Here is a 20,206-nt window from a genome sequence, read left to right on the forward strand (position 1 = left end):
TATTACCAACTATTTAAAAAGTCACTTTTCCTCCAAAAGAAATTCTTCTGATTGGTGGGTAGGTATTAAAATTAGTAGCATATGGACTTGCACTCCCCAGTTCAGGAGAAATTCCTTTCACAGCAGTAAAGTAATGTAAATTGCTACCTCCTACTAAAAGACTAAGAGCCTGAACACCAATCTTTTTCACAAAACTTTCAGGAAACTTATATTGAAGACTCAATTCGCGTATGGCCAGATAGTCTGCTTTATAATTAAAAATATTGGAAGCTGTCCGGAAATTTTTATTTCCTTCATCAGAATCATTAGCAGTATATCGCGCATATATAGTCTGGTCTCCTGGTTGCTTCCAGGCTTGTTTTACCTCATTAACCAATTGAAAATTATTAGCAAATATTCCAGTAAAATATCGCGACATCACGTTGTCATTAATGGAATGTCCCAATGCCCAGTCAACAAAAATATTGAGGCTGAAATTTTTATAAGAAAACGAATTGTTTAGCCCCCCCGTAATGGTAGGCATGGTTGACCCTAATTTGAATATGTCCTGACCGTTTATTCTTCCATCGCCGTTTCTATCTTTCCATTCATAATCTCCTACTTCTTTCCGGCCTGCAATTGTTAATCCGTCAGAAAAGCGATAACCTCTCGCTTGTTCATCAAAACGTGCATTATCTGCGGCTTCCCGGGTTTCAAGTATGCCATCAGTCACAAATCCATAGTATTCATATAACGATTCACCCTCCGCAATTCCTCCGATCTGATAAGTAGAGCCATCAGGCATTTTTATGGTAGTACCTCCTATGCGGTTTTTGTCATTTCCATTTACAGGGAGTTTAAGCACCTTATTTTTCACAAAACTCCAGGTCAAACGGGAATCCCATGAAAAATTATCATTACGTATATTAGAAGTATTAATTTCGAATTCGAACCCTTCAAATTTCACTTTACCAACATTGGTGAGCACAGAACTAAAGCCAGAAGTATTTGGCAATACCTTGTTGAATAAAAGATTATTGGTGATTTTATTAAAATAGTCGGCTGCAATTTTTATGCGGTTATTAAATAAACCAACATCTAGCCCTACATCCAGCTGTGTAGACGTTTCCCAGGTGAGGTTTCTATTGGGCATAGCCGATGGTATAATCGCTGCGCCCCCATCGTACTTACTGTTCACCGCAAATTTCCCTCCTGCATCATACAGGCCAATCGTATTGTTTCCTGTTTGTCCGTAGCTGGTTCTTATTTTTAATTCTGAAATTTGTTTGGAATTTTTCAGGAATTGTTCTTCACTTAACACCCATCCGGCAGATACACCTGGAAAAAATCCCCATTGGTTACCTGCGGCAAAGCGTGATGAACCATCTTCACGGAAAGTGAACATAAACAAGTATTTTTTGCTATAATCGTACATGAACCGACCGAAAAAACCTGTTAACGCTTCTTTTTCCCAAAAACTTGTTGCTTCTGTTTTTGTGGGCCCGGCATTTAAACTTGGAATTTTGTCGGAACTGGCACCAGATGATGCGGCACCAACATACTTATAATAATAGTCCTGATAAGAATAGCCAGCCATAGCCGATAAACTATGAGTGGACTGGAATGTTTTATTATAAGAAAGGAAGCCCTCTAAACGCTTTCTTTGTATGTCTGAAAGATTAGTAGATGCTGTTCTTGAACCGTTAAATATATTGGCTTTCTCAAAATAATCAGCCTGATAGGTATTTGTAAATAAGGACGCTTGTACATTGGCTTTTAAACCTTCTGTAATGGTATAATCTAAAGCTCCATTAAGTGTCAGCAAATTTCTTTTCTGATTATCATCGTTGTAATAGTCATAAAACACGGGATTGGGAGAACTCACATTATATCCTGGTGTTGGTGTTCCATCGGCAAAATAAATCTTTTGTGTTGCCGGAGTTGCGAGTCCCCTGGTGATGACCTGGTACTGACTTCTGAATTCCTTCATTAATGCCTGAGAAAAATCAATACCGGAGGTGAACTTCAACTTTTTACTGAGCTCAACACTGGTATTCGCATGTGCACTAAAACGCTTAAAACCAGTAGATATAGCCACACCACCATCATCCAGATACCCCAAACTTGCATTGTATTGAATCTTTTCCGAACTGCCGTCTATTCCGAGGTAATAATTCTGCCAGTAGGCTTGTTGATAAATTTGGTCTACGTAAGAATTATCTTGAAAAATGAGTGTTTTGGAAGGATCCAGTGGATCTGCCATCGATTTATATCCGGCAGGAACCGTTTCTCCCGGATTCAGATACCTGGAACTGTAAATAGAAGACTCATTGTTGCCTGAGCTGGCAGAATAGCCTGAAGCAAAATTTGTGGCAGCAGCCTTACTTACAGCCACTGCGGGACGCACGGTATTGATATAATCTGCTGCATTCATATAATCATACGTCCGTTCGGTATTCTGAATCGCATTGGTAGCTTCGAAAGTTATTCTCGGCTCCTTTCCTTTACTTCCTTTTCTAGTGGTAATAAGTACTACTCCATTGGATGCCCTGGCACCGTAAATAGCTGAGGATGTTGCATCTTTTAAAACTTCTACCGATTCAATATCATTCGGATTTATCCCCCCTAATCCTCTTTCTACACCATCTACAAGTACTAATGGTTCATTGCTGTTGTTAATAGAAGAACCACCCCGAATACGGATAACCGGATCTGAACCAGGGCTATTGTTACTGGTATAAAAATGGGCCCCGGCAACTTTCCCTTTAAGTCCGTCTCCAACAGAAGTAATGGGAATGTCTTTCAGGACATCTCCACTTACTTTACTAATAGCCGATGTAACTGTTTTTTTTGATTGTGTTCCATAACCAATCACCACCACTTCGTCCAAACCTTTGGAAGCAGGCTTTAATACGATCTTCAAAGGGACATTGTTCTTCACCACCACCTCTTCCGTTTGGTAGCTGATGTAGGAAAATACCAGTATAGCGCCTTCTGGCGCTTGAATTCTGAATTTTCCTTGTGTATCGGTTATCGTTGCATTTTTGGTCCCCTTCAGCACAACCGAAACGCCTATTAAGCTTTCGCCTGTTTCGTCAAGAACACTACCTGAAACGCCTATATTTTGTGCAAATAAAGGTGGCGAAACAAGAAATAGATAAAAAATAGCGCATAATGTTCTAATTTTTTTTTTCATCTTTGTAAAAGTTAATTGTAATTTAACATTCGATTAAATTTGGGAGGTTATAAGAGTCGAAAATTATAACCTCTCTTTATGTATTGCATGAACAACGTTTGCGGATTATTTAAATCCAAACCAGATTTAGATTATGTCATCATGAGCCCTCCTCTATTATTGATTTAATTAAAGTTGATTCACCAGGTTAAAAAAACCGATTTTTTCTAAATCAACTTTTAGCTCTTTATACTCATTTTTAGTAAATTCAGCTATTGGTGAGCGGCAAGGGCCACAGTTAAGTCCTAACAAATTCATGATTGCTTTACCTCCACGTACCCCACCTCCGTGTTTGATAACTACACTAATTACATCGACCGAAACATTTTGCAGTATTCTGGCTTTTTCAAGATTGCCTTCTTTTACCAAATCCATGATTTCGTTATACAGTGCAGGAATATAATTATAAGTACTGCCTACTGCTGCTGTTGCACCAATGGCCAGACCTGTTAATAAAATTTCGTCAAAGCCATGCAGCACTTCAAATTCTCCATCATTCAAGTTGATACATTGCTGCATCTCCATAAGGTTGTTGTGGGTATACTTTACACCTTTTAGATTAGGAATACGTGCCTTTCCTTGTTGTAAAAATTCATTTACAGGCAAAAAAACTCCTGTAATGGATGGCATATTGTAGTAATAGAAGGGTAATGAAGCTGCTGCTGCTGCGATAGGTTCAAAAAAATCAACCAGATCTTTTACCTTCTCCGGTTTAAAGAAACCCGGGGCCATCAAAGAAATTGCATCTGCGCCTATCTCTTGAGCATGAGCTGCCAGTTCAATTGACTGTGGCTGACTAGTGCCACCTACATGAACTATCACTTTAAAACGCTTATTAGCCTGCGCTACCCAAGCTCCGGCGATGCTTTTTCGTTCATCTGTGGTGAGTGACATAGACTCGCCTGTTGTACCACAGATAAAAACTCCAGAAACCTCATTTTTATCAATTAATTCTGCGTAGGTTTCAATAACGGAAAGATTCACCTTTCCGGCTTCGTCCATTGGTGTGAAAGGGGCTGCAATCAACCCTTTTAAAAATCGTTGTTGTGTCATGCTTCTAAGTATATAATTTGATTGAGATTATTTTTTTGACAGTTTCCTTTTCTCATTTAAAAAGATACTATAAATGAGAAAATGACAATCCAGTTTATCTCGATATGCATTTACATCACCTGTTTTTATGCATTCCAATAAGTCAGCGTGGGTAACAATCCTATTTTCTTTTTCCAATTCTATATTGATTGGTTTAAAGTTCTCTTCGAACTTGTCTTTCACAAATGTGATAATTGGATTGATAATTTTTTGAAACTGAATAATTGTTTGGTTGCCAGTAATTTCATATAATTTGGAGTGAAAGGCGTACTCACTAGCCAGGGCATATTCATTATGTTCCAGAATGATTCCTTTTTCAACAATGACCTCTAGTTCTTCTATATCTTTCTTAGTAATTTTTCTAAAAATATCACTTGAGATTCCGAGTTCTAATGCGACCCTGAATTCCAAAACATCTAAAAGGGAAAGCTCACTTAACAATAAGGGATCTGCAACTCTAAGCATACCACCAAGAATAGAAGGCTCTTTCAGCACCATTCCTCTTTGTGTGCGGGTTTCAATTAAGCCTAACATTCTTAACCTACTTAGTGCTTCTCTTAAAACTCCTCTAGCCACTCCTAAAGCTTTTGCTAATGTTTGCTCATTAGGCATAGATGATCCAGGATTTAAGTCCTCCGTTTTAATGTACTCAAGTAATTTAGCTTCTACCTGATCAACCAGCGTAACTGGCTGATTATTAATTTTTAGGTCTTTCATATATTTGGTTATTCCTATTTGTAGGACAAATATAATAATTAGAAGTTTTTATCCTAATCTTTTTTAAAATGCCTGAATTTTTTTCCAAAAAAAATATCATAACTGAGCAGCTCTCTTTAGGCTATTGGGTACGAATGGACTCCATTTATCCTCAGCTGAAATGGTCAGCAGAAACAAAAAAAAGCCTGAAATCTTACGATTCAAGGCTTTTTTGTTTTTGTGAATGCTTAACTCCTTTACTCTTTATCCGCATAAATTACAATAGCACTGGAGTCAATCACCACATTTCCATCAGGATATTTTTCCTTCAGTGAATCATATACTTCTGCTTTTATTTTAGCTCTCGTAGTCTCATCGGCTTTACTTAGTGCAGCGACAACAGGGGCCGCCACATCATTCATAATGTTCCAATAAACATCTGCTGTCCTGCAATTCATTTTCCCTGCAATTTCTACTTCTGAAATATCAGTTAACCCAGCTTCCATAAACAGATCAGACATCACACCCGTTTTAGCGCAGCGAAACATTCCCGGGGCCCCGGGTGGCAACGCGGGTATCTCCATATTTTTATTGATCACCCCCATGGTTGCAGAAATCCAGAAATTCTTTTCAGGAATATTCCATACTGCTGCCGCAACTCTTCCTCCTGGCTTTAATACCCTTGCCATTTCCTTAGCTGCCACCTGCATGTCCGGAAAAAACATGAAACCAAAGCGGCAACTGATGGCATCAAAAGAATTGTCCGCAAATGGAAGATTGCTCACATCACAAGCCTGTGTTTCAATGTTTGTAATATTTCTTTTGGCTGCATTTTCAGCAGCGATTTCCAGCATATCTTCTGCGAGATCGGTCAGGATAACTTTTCCGGTACCCAACCTGGAGGCTATTGTTAATCCAGGCTCCCCTGTACCTGATGCAATATCAAGCACGATATCATTACTTTTGAGGTTAAGCACCCGGACAATTTCATCACCCATAGGTTTTAAAAAGTCCATCATCAGCTCATCCCATTTCTTCCAGCCAGGGGAAAATTTATTCCATAATTCTTTTTGCTGGTCACGTATAATTTCAAGTTCTTGTTCCATAACATAAAAGATTAATTTACTTATAAGCGATTACCGCGCTGCTTGATCCAGCCAGCGGAACAACTGATGTTGAGCCAAAACCAACAACCTTTGCCCACCTGTTAAAGTCGGCGAAGGTGTAATCAAACCCCTCCCCGGTTTCAATTAACATGTTTAAACTCATCATCAGTCCGAAAGGATTTTGCGTTCTTTCGTCATCAATTACATTTTCAATCGCGACAAATGCACCACCAACAGGAATCGCATCATATGCTTTTTTCATAAGGATCAGTTTTTTCTCTTCATTCCAGTCGTGAAGTATGTTCCCCATGACTACAACGTCTCCTTTAGGAATGGGTTCTGAAAAGAAATCTCCACTTTTTGTTTTTACCCTGTCTGCCAGTTGAAAACGTTGAATGTTATCATTAGCCATTGACTCCACTGCTGGCAGATCAAAACTTGTACAGGTCATGTGATCCTGATACTTTGCAACCATCACCGAAAGTAAGCCACTTGCCCCTCCTGCGTCTGTCAATGTTTTGTACTTTGAAAAATCAAATTGCCGGGCAAATGCCATAAAATTGCCCATCTGAATACCGCCCATTGCATTAATGAACTCCGTTAGTTTTACCGGATCTCTATAAAGTGCCACAAAAGGGTTTTCTAACCCATCTTTCACTTCATTCTGAGGTAAACCGGTAAGCAAGCCCTCTTCCAGATTCCCCCAAAAGCGATACAAACGGTTGTTTAACATTTCAAGAATGCCCCCAATATAGGAGGGCTTATTTTTATCAAGGAATAGCTCTGAATCCTTACTGTTTGAGTAACGGGCTGTTTCTAAAAGCCCCTCACGATCCAGAAATTTAAAGGCAGCCAATGCATCTAAAAAGTCATAGACACTTCGGTCTGTACACTTTAGCTGTAATGCGGTTTTAATTTGTTGTGCTGACATGGTCTTCTTTTCTGCGAGGAGACTGAACAATTGAAAGTTCACTGCAGCCAAAAGAATTTTTGAAGCCCAGAATCCGGTACCAATCTGCATAATGTTGGCAGCAGATGGTTGATTGTTCCCTTTTTCCATTTTGCTTTGATTTGTGGCTGATACCTGCGCTGGTGGCATTCGCCGATCCTATTAAATGATATTTTTGCTGATATCAAATTCCTGAGCATCTTAAAAAACTAAGGATGACTTCATAAAAAAAACAGAAATAACCAGGGAGATGATTAGGGTAACGGCTAATACCTGAACAGAAGAAATGGCTCTTGAGCTTCAGGTTTATAAATGCTTCGGCAAATGATGCAGGGAGATATCGCCATCTTAAAGTTAAGGATTTATTTTGATTTTATATGCACCCTAAAAACAACTGCTCCCCTGAATCTGGGATAGACAATGATTTTCAATTTTATTTTCCCTGCTATACAATATACAACCACATTGAGCGTCTATATATATGAGAGCGTTAATTTAGATAAAGGGAAATAGTCTTAGGATTATTTCCCTTTTCTTTTTAAAGCTATCCCCTACCCTCCCATACGCTATTTAGCTTGAATCAATTCCCTCTTAATTCTGTCGTATTCAACCCTTTAATTTGTCGCATACACACCGCAAATGTTACCATATTGTTGCCGATATTTACATAGTGACGCAATCAGGTTTAGGGTAGCTTTTTAAACAAAAATTTCAAAAGGAGGGGTAATTAACATGAGAAAATTAATTGTTTTATCATTTATTACACTGGACGGAGTGATGCAAGCTCCCGGTGGACCTGAGGAAGATACATCAGGAGGTTTCAAATATGGCGGTTGGACTGCGCCTTTTGCTGACGAAGTTTCAGGTAAAATTATGGAAAAACAGATGAAACCTGCTGATCTTCTTCTGGGTAGAAAAACATTTGAGATTTTCGCCTCTTACTGGCCTGAACATGCGAACATTTGGCCAGGTATCAATGAGGTCACAAAATACGTCCTCTCCAAAACTATAAAAAAGTCAGATTGGGAAAACACAGTCTTCCTTACAAGCCTGGCAGATATCAAGAACCTCAAAAATTCAACGGGTTCTGACCTCAAAGTTTGGGGCAGCTCCAGGCTTGTTCAGCTACTCCTGAAGCATGATTTAGTGGATGAACTCTGGCTCAATATTCACCCCTTGCTTCTTGGTAAAGGTAAAAAGCTGTTTGACAATGATGCGATTCCGGCAACATTTGAATTAATAGAGAACTTTGTTACACCAACTGGTGTGGTTATGGCCAATTACAAGCGATCTGGTAAAGTCAGGACAGGCACTGTTGGTGCTTAAGGAAACGCAATAATTTAACGACAAAAAGCACGAATCGCTAATTATAGGTTTTAGCGAATTTTATGTAAATGCAACATTGCTATAATTATTGATCAGGGGATCAATCCATTCAATCGTTACGATAAAAGAATAGCGCTTACAAATGTCTGGTCTGGTAGCTTCTTGCCATCAAACTTACTATGGCCAAAGCCACATTTACACCCAATATCAGGAGCATAAACAGGGTCATGTTCTGGTGAGGTAAGCTACCCAGGTAGTCCGTTACCGGTAACTTGTTTACTACGCAATAGGTAAGCAAAAAGAAAAACACCTCAAACAGCTTTTTGCCGCCGGTTAGCATCCCCAGGGCTACTGCTAACAAAACAATGAGTATTGCCCCATTCATGATATTGACAACAGCATAGGTATCAGCGGCTATAGCACAGCGGATGATCACTGGCAAACACAGTCCGAGGGCCAAAATGACACCGGCCAAAATCTGAGCAGGTAGCATCCGCTGCAAAGGCTTGTAAGCAGCATAGGCAAAGTAATGGACGCGGTTGCTCTGCTCTTTGGTTGCCAGTTCCGACCAGCGGGTTACCTGAAAAAACAGCAATATGGGCAATAAATAGCTGTAGGCTATGCTTAATGGCACAAAACACATGGCCAGCCATAAGCCAGCATTCAACAGCCACAACCATTTGTTGCCCTGCCTGATCAGCAACAAGAATTCTGTCTTCACAAGGGGGAAAATCCCATAATCGAAATTGAGGGCTGGCAAGCCTGCCCTGCTCAGCCCGATAGACTTAGCCATAGGTTTGACTTCTGCGATACTCACCATTTCTTTTTTCTTCTTTTTAGTGCTTACCGCTTGCCTGAAATCAAAGCGGTGAAAAAACAGAGAAGAGCTATAAACCAACACTAAACCCAGGCCCATCCACATTAAGCGGCTCCCAATAAATACGGCAGACCAATCAAGGCCTTCCCAGGTAAAGGGTTTGTAGGCTCTCTGACCATTAAAAAGAAAGCCAAAGGATACTTTTTTGATGTCTTCACCATAATGGCTATTGATATGATCAGTTATACTACTCGTAATCAAACTTAAACCGAATGGATCAAAAGCCCCGGTGGTTTGGGCTCCGCTTTTGCTATTGATGAGCGACATGCAGATACCGCAGAGTGCAAAATAGGCTATGAATTGCAGGATACTGCGCTTCCCTAAAAACACCTCCCCCACTACAGCCAGGCTTGCCACGACAAACAATGCGGGTACGGCAAAAAATAGATAAGGCAATATAAAATTGCTTAAAACAAAGGGATAGCCGGTTCCACGGATAAAAAACACTCCTATGCTTACGCTAAAGGTAATACCAGCAATGGTAAGTAGTACCAGATAATTGCTCAGCTGTTTACTCAACAGGTATTTAAAGTTGCTGATTGGCGTAGTGGCGATGATGAGGCCGACTTCGGTTTCAATGTCTTTTTTGATACCACTGTTGATCAGCATAAAACCAAAATAAGACAACATGATGGTGGTCATAATGCCGGATACATAACCCACCCAGGCAGAATTATAGACCCCTTTATACCCTGCAGCACTTAAGGTGGTATAGCTGGCATTTTGGGCAGGTATAAATGAGTAGGCCATAAAAATAGTAACGGCCAGCGTAATCAAAAAGGAATAGCTTCGGGTACGTTGCAGGTAATCAGCTTTGATGATCGGGTAAATATAAGGCATACGCTTAGCTATTATTATGGGTTAAAAACAAGTAGGCATCCTCTAAGGTCGCGGTAACCTGGATCGACAATGGAGCTGCCGCATGGGCTGTACTGATATAGCGAACCTTTATCTTATCAGCCTGGCGTGCAGTATCAATTACTTTAAACTGGTGTTTAAAGGCGTTAAGGTCAGCATTGTCCAATAGCACTTCAAAAATGCGGCCCTCAGCCTGTTTGATGATATCGTATTGTGGGGCATGTGTGATCAGTTTGCCTTCCTGCATAATGGCTACCTCATCAGCAATGGTCTCAATATCGGATACAATGTGCGAGGAAAGGATGATGATGCTATCCTGCGCCAGGTCTGCGATCAACTGACGAAACCGCATTCTTTCTTCAGGATCCAGTCCCACAGTAGGTTCATCAAAAATCAATACTTTGGGATCATTAAGCAACGCCTGCGCGATGCCAATACGTTGTTTCATCCCTCCGGAGTAAGTGCCAATTGGCCTTTTGGCATCAGCGGTCAGGTTAACGCCTTCTAAAAGCAGGTCAATCCGCTGCCGAAGCCCTTTGCCCCCCAGGCCTTTCATGGCGGCTATATATTCCAAAAATTCGTAAGCGTTAAGGTTGGGGTACACGCCAAAATCCTGTGGCAGGTAGCCCAGTACTTTACGGATCGAATTGGGGTTTTGCACAATGTCTGTCCCCCCTAAATGGAGGCTTCCGGCAGAAGGTTTGCTAATGGTGGCAATAATCTTCATCAGTGTAGATTTACCAGCACCATTTGGACCCAGTAAGCCCAGTACTCCTTTGTTCATGGTCAGTGAAAAGTTGGAAACTGCAGTCTTTTGTGCGTTGTATTGTTTGCTAAGGTTGGTTATGGTGAGCGTCATGTTTCAAGTTGTATACCGGTTTGACATCGTTTTGACACCTTAAGTTACAGCAAGAGAAAGAAATAGGTTTACCTTAATAAATGGCACAAAATTAGCTCTAAGCTTTGAACTTTTTGTAAAACCTTTTAATTTAAGCTGAATTGTCACACCGCACCTATTTATACAATATCAATACCCCATCAGTTGCAGAAGATACCGACACCATGATGATGGAATGGGGATATGAAATGCCGCTAATGCTTCAGCCCTTATTAATTGAAGGCGGTTTCATTTCCGGTAATAACTACAACAATTTCGTAGAATTTAACGATTCCGGTTTATATTATAATGCCAAAGCCGGCCTTGAAAACCTGAAGCGGTTTTATAATTTTTTGGAGGACCAGCCAGACCTGATCGAAAATATAAAAAAATTTAAAGAGGCCAGGGACAAATTGTTCAATTACTTAGACCAGCTTGACGGAGATTATTTCCACCTCGATATGTGGGATGTATTAAACATGGAGGACAAGCCTCATGCTGAGCAGGCAAAGGATTGGCTGGCAACCATAGCACATAACAATCAGGTAATTACAGCGGCTATGGAATCAGGCGACTCCAGCCTTCTGAATTATAAGGAGCTTAAAGATGTCAGTGCTGCTTTTACCACCTTTCCAAAATTGCTGAATTATGAAGATTATGATTATGGCTGGACCTGTATCTGGCAGCCTTATGAACAAGAATCTGAGTTTGAAATATTCGAAGAAAATCAGCTCTGGGGGCTTAAGGATAAAGAAGGCAGGGTATTACTAAATCCTTATTTTGATGAATTCTTTATGTTTGGTCCGCAAGACCTGGCGGTAGTCTCAAAAAACGGCAAATATGGTTATGTGGATACTACTGGCAAAATTGCGATTCCATTGACCTGGGACGATGCTTTTGACTTCGAAGAATCAGGGGTCGCTGTGGTTGTGTTACAAGAAAAAACAGGACTGATCAATACGAGCGGCACCCAAATCACCGGACTCATCTATGATGACCTTAAAGTTATTGAAGAGGGAGACTTTTATAATGCAAAAATAGATGGACTTTGGGGTACCATCAATACTTCCGGAAAAGTCGGTATTGCTTTTGAACATGAAAATGAAATCCAGGCTGGCTATGGTTTTTTCCACATTGAGGTAACTGACAAGAAAGATCAAAAGATCTTCAATGAGTTTTCCAAATACCTGGGCGAATTTCCAATTCAGACTATAGAAAACCTGGAGGGTGGACTCCTACTCATAAAACCTCATAAAGGATTCAAATTCAGCTCCATATACAAAAAAGATGGAACGTTACTGGATAGCGGATTTGAAAAAATAAGTCGCGAAACAAATTTCCCCGATCTGCTGGTAATAAAAAAAGACAAAAAACACGGTATCATCAGCAGGAAAACTGAAAACTATGTCCTACCCTGCCAATCCGATGCAATTTTGGATATCGGGATTACCATAGATGGGAATCGTGCTGACATGGCATTGATCCGGCAGGGCGATCAAAAAGGGATTTACAATGGGAATCCGGAACAGTTATCCTGGCTCATCCCAGCCGATAATTATCAGGAGATCATCTGGCTGGACGAAACAGTTTTCGCTCTGCAGAAAAATAAAAAGTGGAGCATTGCAAACCTGGCAAACCATGACTTTAGCGACTATGAGTTTGACCTGATTGCCCGAAAACCTGCTGAAGATGGCTTTGCCTATGCTTTCAGAGAAGACAAAGTATATACAGTTAGCGCGACGAATATCAGCGCAACCGATAAAGCAGTTGCACTGGAACATGCCGGCGATTATTACGTTTACTATTTTGAATATGAAAGCAGGAAAAGGCTTTTAGCCTATGGAAAAGGGCGGAAAATGAATGAACAACAGCTCCATGATGAACTGAGCCCTGTAGATACCTTATTTGAACTTGCCGAACAAGCTTTTCTGAATGAAGACTATGCCAAAGCCATATATTTCTATACCATCTCATCAGAAAAAGGCCATACTCCTTCCATGAATAATCTTGCACATATTTATTATATCATTAAAGGATTTGAAGATGATGATAAAGCCTTCTTTTGGTATCACAAGGGAGCTTTAGCAGATAATCAGAATACGATGAATGGACTGGGCATGTGTTACAAATCCGGCACTGGCTGCCGGGCAGATATCGAAAAGGCAATTTACTGGTTAAATAAAGCTGCTGAAGCGCAACTGGCACTGGCTAACAACAACCTTGGGGATATTTATTCAGACGAAGAGCTTCCCCACTTTAATTTGGATAAGGCGCTGGAGCACTATCTGGCAGCTGCAGACCAGGGTGAACCCAAATACAATTGGTTAGGCTATCTGTACGATTCAAAAGAGGAGTACGAAAAGGCACTGGAATACTATCAGTCAGGCGCAAACGAAGGACATGAAATTGCAACCTACAATCTTGCTGTTTTACATGGCCACGGACTAGGAACCGAAAAAAACATTGAATTAGCAGTAAAGTACTTTAGGATTTCGCTAGACCTTGGATATCCTCATGCACACATAGAGCTCGCTAGAATTTACAGAAATGAACCCGGGTTTAAGGACGAAAACAAAGTGGCAGAACATATTAAAGAAGCGAGAGCAGCAGAAATAGAGATTCCGGAAGACCTCTTGGTAAAAAAGAAGGGCTGGTTTGATTTTTAGGTGGTTTGACACTAAAGTCCCTGAAAGAGAATCGTGGCTTTATACACTGAAATACCTAGCTTTACCGTTATAATAAAATTCACAAGCATATTAAACGTTCATAAATGGAAGAAAAACCTTCTTTTTGGCAGCGAATAGGCATACAAGATTGGTTTTTAAGTAACAATAACACCGATCCTGTAGCCAAAGCTCAGCCGCTTACGCCCGATACCGTTTATACCTACATCATTGAGAAATTCAAAGAATCGATTGCGGAACTCTCCTTTGCAGAACGCGTGGTTTTTTACCATGAATATATCATTTGCTTAAACACCGATGATTACCGCGCATTTATGGACAACAGGAACGGCCTCTTCGGATTAATTGCGCAAGAATCTGTAAAGAAGTTTTATGAACTATTGAACGACTATGCCGCTACCGGTAAAAGAGTGGAACCATCCAGCAATAAATGGGTATTTCGCTTTGTTTCACACCCGGACTACAAACCCGGCGACAAAGGATTTATTGGTAAATTAATGCCTGATGGCGGACAGAAACAGGAAAACCTGAGGGTTACTTTTATTCCCAGACAAACGGGAATGGCCCAAACATTCGACATCAGTAATGACATCCTCAAGGATTTCATATTTTACAGCGAGGGCTATTATGAAATCCCATACCTGGCCAATTTAAAATTCGCCCCGAAACAGGAAGTGGCAGCAGAAAATGTAGTATTGGCAAGGTATGAAACTACCCTACCTGATAAGGCTTATTCCGGACAAAAACTAGAATACCTGATGAAGTCTAATGAGATCATCATTTCAGGAAACGAGGAAACCAGAGAAGACGCGAATGTTTTCAAGATTCCATCTGAATGGGTAAACTCCCCACACTTGCAAATCAGGTATTCTAAGACGGAAGATAAGTTCTTTCTTTCCTCCTTTGGGGAGAAAACCATCCTAAACGAAAACCTGGTCGAGCGGAGTAATCCGGATAATCCGAAATGGGTAGAATTACCCCTGAATTCAAGAATCATCCTGAACGGAATTATTGGCATCAATATATTTAAAGCCTAATGTATGTCGCAAATCCTATCCATAGCGTTATTGCTCATCTGTTTTATTTTACTCATCGCACATTTTGTGTCCATTAAAAAGTCGACCAACAAGAATGATGGATAGCAACTATTTTGGAATAACAGATACTGGAAAAGTACGCAGCAATAATGAAGATACCTTTATTGCCGAAAAAATAGCAGAAGACTTTGTACTTGCCTGCGTAATAGATGGTGTTGGTGGTTATACCGGTGGCGAAGTCGCTGCTGCTATTGCCAGAGAAACCATATTAAAACTGATGGCCAGGCCTTCCGGTGACCTCGCGCAATTAATGAAAAATGCGATTGCCGAAGCAAACGATCAGATCCTGGCGGCCAAACAGCAGCAAAAAGAACATGAAGACATGGCCTGCGTGCTCAGCATTGCCATGGCAGACCTGAAAAACAACCAGTTCTACTATGCGCATGTGGGTGATACCCGACTGTACTTGTTACGCGACCACTCCTTAATAAAGATATCGAAGGACCAGTCTTTCGTTGGTTTTATGGAGGATTCAGGGCGTTTAACCGAGGAACAGGCCATGCAGCATCCTAAACGTAACGAAATCAACAAAGCTTTAGGCTTTACCCAAAATATAGGCGGACAGGAAGATTACATCGAAACCGGTCAGTCTCCTTTCCTTCCAGGCGATCTGATTCTACTTTGTAGTGATGGCTTGTCGGACATGGTGAACAGAGAAGGCATTACCAATATATTGTTAAAAGACCTTACCCTCGCACAAAAGGGCAAAGCGTTAATCGACATCGCCAATGCCAATGGCGGTCGCGATAATATCACGGTAGTATTGGTTAAAAATGATAAAGCCACATTTGTATATGAGGCTACAAAACCAATTTCCCAACCTAAGAAAAAGAAGCTGGTTGATCCCGAAGCATACTCCCCTGTTTTAATAAAAGCAGATCCCGAAAACAACGTAGTTTCAACTCAGAAGCAGTATATCAGGAAAAACAATAAATTAAATCCGATACTGTTTTTCATCCTCTTCATTGTGCTTGCTGCCATCGCTTACCTGTTATGGAAAGAGCATAACACAGACCAGGAGCCACTTCCCGTTACGGACTCCACAACCGTTGAGACCTCCCAGGCCTTTAAACTACAGGACACGCTAAACAAGCTGACAGGAAATATATTGATATTGGACACTGCTATTTTTAAATCACCAATACTGATTACGGAACCCATTCAGATTAACAGAGATAGTTTGTACCTGAAGGCTGAAAGTAACCTGGTCATCAAAAGTGACACTGGATACAAAGGACAGGCATTTTTGATCTCTCCTGCCAATAAAAGCACATTACTCGAGAACTTTACTTTTGAAAATTTTGATGATGTAAGCGCTTTACAGAAAAAAGGGGTCTTACTGAAAAATGTACAATTCATCAGGACTGACGCCCCGGCTGTAAAGAAGAAATAACCAACATATACCAAACGAAAATCTAATCATCATATGGCCAAACAAACAGCAATTACCCAAAACAGAAAGGTTGAGCGTATCTTTTTACTGCTCAGTACAATCGTATTGGGCGCTTTATTTGTGACGCTTTATTTTACCCAACAGCAAACATTTACCGATGTACATCCGCGTTTGACTGCCGGTACGATGGTTAATTTAAACGATGCTGAGCCTGGTAAACGAATAAAAAAACTTCTGACTAAAGGCTATTATTTTGAGGACAAGCAGGACATCAACCTGATTGAAGAAGTAGTTACAGATCAATTTTTACTACATAAAGAAGCCATAGATAATATTGGTGAGCTGAACAAACGCAAGTTCTTTGTTCCTGCGGATATTGCTTTTTCAAATGGCGGGAAGAACTTTAAGGAGCGGGTTATAGCTTCGCGCTTATTATTGGGCTTTACCGGAACAGATTCTTTAAAATACAACCAGGAACGTAAACATCCTCAAAAGTTACCTTCCCTAAAAGACTTTGCGAAAGGCAGCTATGGGCTAAGTGGAAAAATCACGGACACGGCAGACAGGCCAGTTGCAGGTGTTTTAGTACGGTTGCAAATGATCCTGCCTCAGGATACAGCTTATACCGAAGATGAGGTCGTCAACGATTTCATTGCCTATTTAAGAACGGATGCAAAGGGCGAATATCATTTCCAACATCTACCAGACAATAAGGCCTATGGAGTTCTACCCCTAAAGCCAGGCGCCCAGTTCGGAAAATCACAGGGGCTGCAGGAACTTGACCAGGACGTTACCCTTAATTTCAGAGAATCGCCACATAGCATCAGGCTTTTTTCAACGCGTGATTTCAAAATCCTTAAAAAGGAAAAATCACTGATTGTACGTACGCCGGAAAACTATAACCAATGGTACTGGATTATTGTAGCTTGTTTTTTTACAGGTTTCTTCTTGCTTCATTTCCTGCAACAGGCCAGGTATTCGCAGACTGATCAATTGATACTGCCCATTATCATGCTGATGACGGGGCTATCTTTCCTGACCTTATTAAGTTTACAAGATCCGCTACGCGATCGCTTCCTGGCCAGAGACAGCCTGATCTTCTATGGCTTAGGGATTTTGAGCATTGGAATTATGCTTTCGCTCAACATGCGCAAGTTCAATGTCGACTCCCGTTTGTACCGCATGCTCCTGGTGAAAAACGCATTCAGCAAGGCCAAAGGCTGGCAATGGGCCATTATGGCCTTATGCTTACTGGCCTTTACCATCGTATTTGGTACCGGTCCGGAAGGCAGTGGTGTAAAGGTGAATTTATTTGGTGTGCAGCCCAGTGAAATTGTAAAATATGCCATCATCCTGTTCCTTGCCGGTTTCTTTGCTTCAAATGAACGTTTCATCACTGAATACAGCAGCTGGAAAAAACGTTGGTTCTTCTTTTCCTTTGCATTGATTGCCATTCTTGGTGCCATATTTATGTACTTATTATTGGGTGATCTGGGCCCGGCAATGGTGGTTTGTTTCACTTTTATCATCCTTTTCTCTTTTTCCCGTGGTGATTTTATGATGATGCTGACAGCCATCATTATCTATGTTTTTAGCGCATGGCTCCTGAATGTCTGGATTGCCACTTTAGTAACAGCCGCATTGGTATCGCTGATTATGGTCATCAATAAAAAGACCAGCGAATCGGCTATCATGATTGTGGTGGTGATGGCTGCGTTCTTATTGATCGATCAGGTCCCTTATTTAGATAAACTAATTCCAGGTCCGGTAAACAGACTTACGGAACGTAAATCGATCTGGCAGGATCCATGGAACAACGAAGTATACGGCGGCGATCAGGTAGCTAATGGTATCTGGGCTATTTCCAGTGGTGGCATTAGCGGCCAGGGTGTTGGACAAGGTTTTGCCAAAACCATTCCTGAAGCGCATACCGACATGATCTTACCGGCCATTGGTGAAGAATTTGGCCTGGCGGGTATTATAGGGATATTTATTGTGTTCCTGATATTTTTACACCGGGCTATCCTTATTGGCCGGCAAACCGGTATGCCCTTCCTGTTTTATCTGTGTGCCGGTGTGGGCATCAGTTTGTTCATCCAGTTTTTACTCATCGCAGGCGGCTCTACCGGCGCATTACCTTTATCCGGTGTAGCACTGCCTTTTATCAGTTATGGCGGTTCCTCGTTGGTGGCCAATATGCTTGCAGCAGGATTTTTACTTGCGGTCTCCCTGGTAAAAGGTACAAATGTGCAAATGACCTATATCAGCAAACAGCAGGATAAGAACCTGGTTCCGGCTTTACTTGCAGCAAGCGTAGCCGTCATATCGCTTACAGTTACCGTGGGCAGCTATATCATACACAATCAAAAATGGGTGGTTCAACCTGCCTTAGTGGCGGATAGAAGTGGCTCACGTATGTTCAGTTACAACCCGAGAATTGCCATTTTAATGAACAAGCTGGCGGCAGGCGACCTGTACGACAGGAATGGCCGTATTCTGGCAACAAGTAATCCGGAACACATCAAAAAACAGCAGCAGGAGCTCAGCAATGCAGGTATCAGCTACAACCTGGATTCGGCGGAACACAAGCGTATGGATAGGTATTACCCTTTTGAGGAACAGTTGTTTTTCTGGGTTGGCGATAACAATACTAATGTTTTTAATGGCAGTACCAATGGCTATTTTGCCGAGTATGAACATGCCGCAGAACTGAGGGGCTTTCAAACGCCAACGGTTTCCTTTAATACCCATGCCAATAAATACCGTGAAAACAGGTTCCTGCCAAGGGGTGTAAAGGAAATGACGGTGAGCAAAAGAGATTATGCCGCATTAGCTCCCCTTTTACTATCCGGTATTAACAGCGAAGACGTTTTAGCATTTAAAAAACGTAACCGGAATGTGAAGCTGACTATAGATGCAGGTTTACAAACTACCATTCAAAATACCATGGCTCAGGATACTGCGATCAGAAACAGTCGCGTATCAGTAGTCATTATGGAAGATGCTACAGGCGACGTGCTAACCTCTGCAGTTTACCCCCTCCCTCCTGTTAAAAACTGGGATTTGCTGAATACGAGCACCACAGAACAGAATAAACTAGCCGGATGGTATACGACATCAGATTTGGGCTTCACGACAGCAACACCTCCGGGGTCGACAGCCAAAGTGTTAACCGCTATGGCGGCTTTCAACAAACTGGGACCTGAGGCGGCTAAAAAAACATTTACCGTAACATCAGCAGAGCGTATCCGAACCAAAGGCATCGAGCCTGATGAAACCGGCCGTATCGACATGGAATCTGCAGTTGTAAAGTCGAACAACGTTTACTTCATTAAAATTGCCAATGAAGAGCATTTGCAGGATGAAATGGCAACCTTATATTTAAAAACAGGTATGTTTTTACACGGTGTTGGCGGCTATTATTATGGCAGAGACAGTGCGAACACTAAACAAGAAACCAAATGGAGAGCCTTTTGGGAAAAAACAGAATTCAATACCAAACCAAAATATGATCCTGCACGCATTCGCAGGACCAGGGCAAAAGGTATTTCAGGAATGGCATGGGGACAAGGTGAGCTCATTGCAACCCCGGCTGCTATGGCCCGGTTGATTTCTGGGGTAGCCAATCATGGCAAGCTGGTCGCCAACCGCTATGTGTTAAAAATAAGTGACTCCGCAACTTCCGTTAATCCTGCCATTAAGATTGTCAATAACCCTGAATATGCGAATACAATAGGCGGCTATATGCTGAAGCAAAGTCAGAATAAAACCAATTTGCTTGGCTTAAAGGTAGCCGGTAAAACAGGTACCCCGGAAAGGGTCTGGAAGGGTGGAAAGATAAACGACGGCTGGTATACCTTTTATGCGCCTAAGGCAAACGGAAAAGGAAATATTGTGGTGTGTATCAGAATTGAATCTACCCGGGGCTCCAGTAAGGCGGTAAGACTTGCCGGTCAGCATGTTATACCCGCCCTGTTAAAACTAGGGTACCTTACTAAAGAACAGAAAAAAACAACGGAAATTTAAAAAGAGATTGT

12 protein-coding genes are annotated in these 20,206 nt (G+C 41.3%); 5 read left to right on the forward strand and 7 right to left on the reverse strand.

The annotated features are described in order from the left end of the window. Positions 1-13: 13 nt before the first annotated feature. From OQX61_RS02385 to OQX61_RS02405, 5 genes are all read right to left on the reverse strand, one after another. Positions 14-3,175: a TonB-dependent receptor gene (locus OQX61_RS02385; RefSeq protein WP_265840045.1), complete on the reverse strand. Its 3,162-nt coding sequence runs from the start codon at positions 3,173-3,175 to the stop codon at positions 14-16. A 168-nt stretch (positions 3,176-3,343) separates the two neighbouring features. Next, on the reverse strand, positions 3,344-4,267 hold the full coding sequence (locus tag OQX61_RS02390) for a dihydrodipicolinate synthase family protein (RefSeq protein ID WP_265840047.1): 924 nt from the start codon (positions 4,265-4,267) through the stop codon (positions 3,344-3,346). Positions 4,268-4,294: 27 nt separating this feature from the next. Then, the gene (locus OQX61_RS02395) at positions 4,295-5,023 is read right to left on the reverse strand and encodes a GntR family transcriptional regulator (RefSeq protein WP_265840049.1); all 729 of its coding nucleotides are present in this window, start codon (positions 5,021-5,023) and stop codon (positions 4,295-4,297) included. A gap of 236 nt (positions 5,024-5,259) precedes the next feature. Then, a complete protein-coding gene (locus tag OQX61_RS02400; RefSeq protein ID WP_265840050.1) occupies positions 5,260-6,108 on the reverse strand; it encodes a methyltransferase domain-containing protein in 849 nt (282 codons plus the stop codon). A 16-nt stretch (positions 6,109-6,124) separates the two neighbouring features. Beyond that, positions 6,125-7,168 carry a methyltransferase gene (locus OQX61_RS02405; RefSeq protein ID WP_265840051.1) on the reverse strand — a complete coding sequence of 348 codons (1,044 nt, stop codon included), beginning with the start codon at positions 7,166-7,168 and terminating at the stop codon, positions 6,125-6,127. Positions 7,169-7,789: 621 nt separating this feature from the next. Here OQX61_RS02405 and OQX61_RS02410 point away from each other — a divergent pair. Beyond that, complete coding sequence (locus OQX61_RS02410; RefSeq protein ID WP_265840052.1) at positions 7,790-8,383, forward strand: dihydrofolate reductase family protein; 594 nt, start codon at positions 7,790-7,792, stop codon at positions 8,381-8,383. A 136-nt stretch (positions 8,384-8,519) separates the two neighbouring features. On the opposite strand, the gene OQX61_RS02415 is transcribed toward OQX61_RS02410, so the two are convergent. Beyond that, positions 8,520-10,100: a hypothetical protein gene (locus tag OQX61_RS02415; RefSeq protein ID WP_265840054.1), complete on the reverse strand. Its 1,581-nt coding sequence runs from the start codon at positions 10,098-10,100 to the stop codon at positions 8,520-8,522. 4 nt (positions 10,101-10,104) lie between these two features. After that, entirely contained in the window at positions 10,105-10,977 is an 873-nt protein-coding gene (locus OQX61_RS02420) for an ABC transporter ATP-binding protein (RefSeq protein ID WP_265840055.1), read from the reverse strand. 140 nt (positions 10,978-11,117) lie between these two features. On the opposite strand from OQX61_RS02420, the gene OQX61_RS02425 reads away from it, so the two are divergent. The 4 genes from OQX61_RS02425 (at position 11,118) to OQX61_RS02440 (ending at position 20,195) form a co-directional block, all read left to right on the forward strand. Beyond that, positions 11,118-13,661, forward strand: coding sequence for an SEL1-like repeat protein (locus OQX61_RS02425; RefSeq protein ID WP_265840056.1), 2,544 nt, complete (start codon positions 11,118-11,120; stop codon positions 13,659-13,661). Positions 13,662-13,765: 104 nt separating this feature from the next. Continuing rightward, complete coding sequence (locus tag OQX61_RS02430) at positions 13,766-14,716, forward strand: hypothetical protein (protein WP_265840058.1); 951 nt, start codon at positions 13,766-13,768, stop codon at positions 14,714-14,716. A 94-nt stretch (positions 14,717-14,810) separates the two neighbouring features. Beyond that, positions 14,811-16,169, forward strand: coding sequence for a protein phosphatase 2C domain-containing protein (locus OQX61_RS02435; RefSeq protein ID WP_265840059.1), 1,359 nt, complete (start codon positions 14,811-14,813; stop codon positions 16,167-16,169). A 33-nt stretch (positions 16,170-16,202) separates the two neighbouring features. Beyond that, positions 16,203-20,195 (forward strand): FtsW/RodA/SpoVE family cell cycle protein, encoded by a 3,993-nt coding sequence (locus OQX61_RS02440; RefSeq protein ID WP_265840060.1) that lies wholly within the window; start codon positions 16,203-16,205, stop codon positions 20,193-20,195. Positions 20,196-20,206: the final 11 nt, after the last annotated feature.

Source organism: Pedobacter sp. PLR (assembly GCF_026239675.1).
Taxonomy (GTDB): Bacteria; Bacteroidota; Bacteroidia; order Sphingobacteriales; family Sphingobacteriaceae; genus Pedobacter.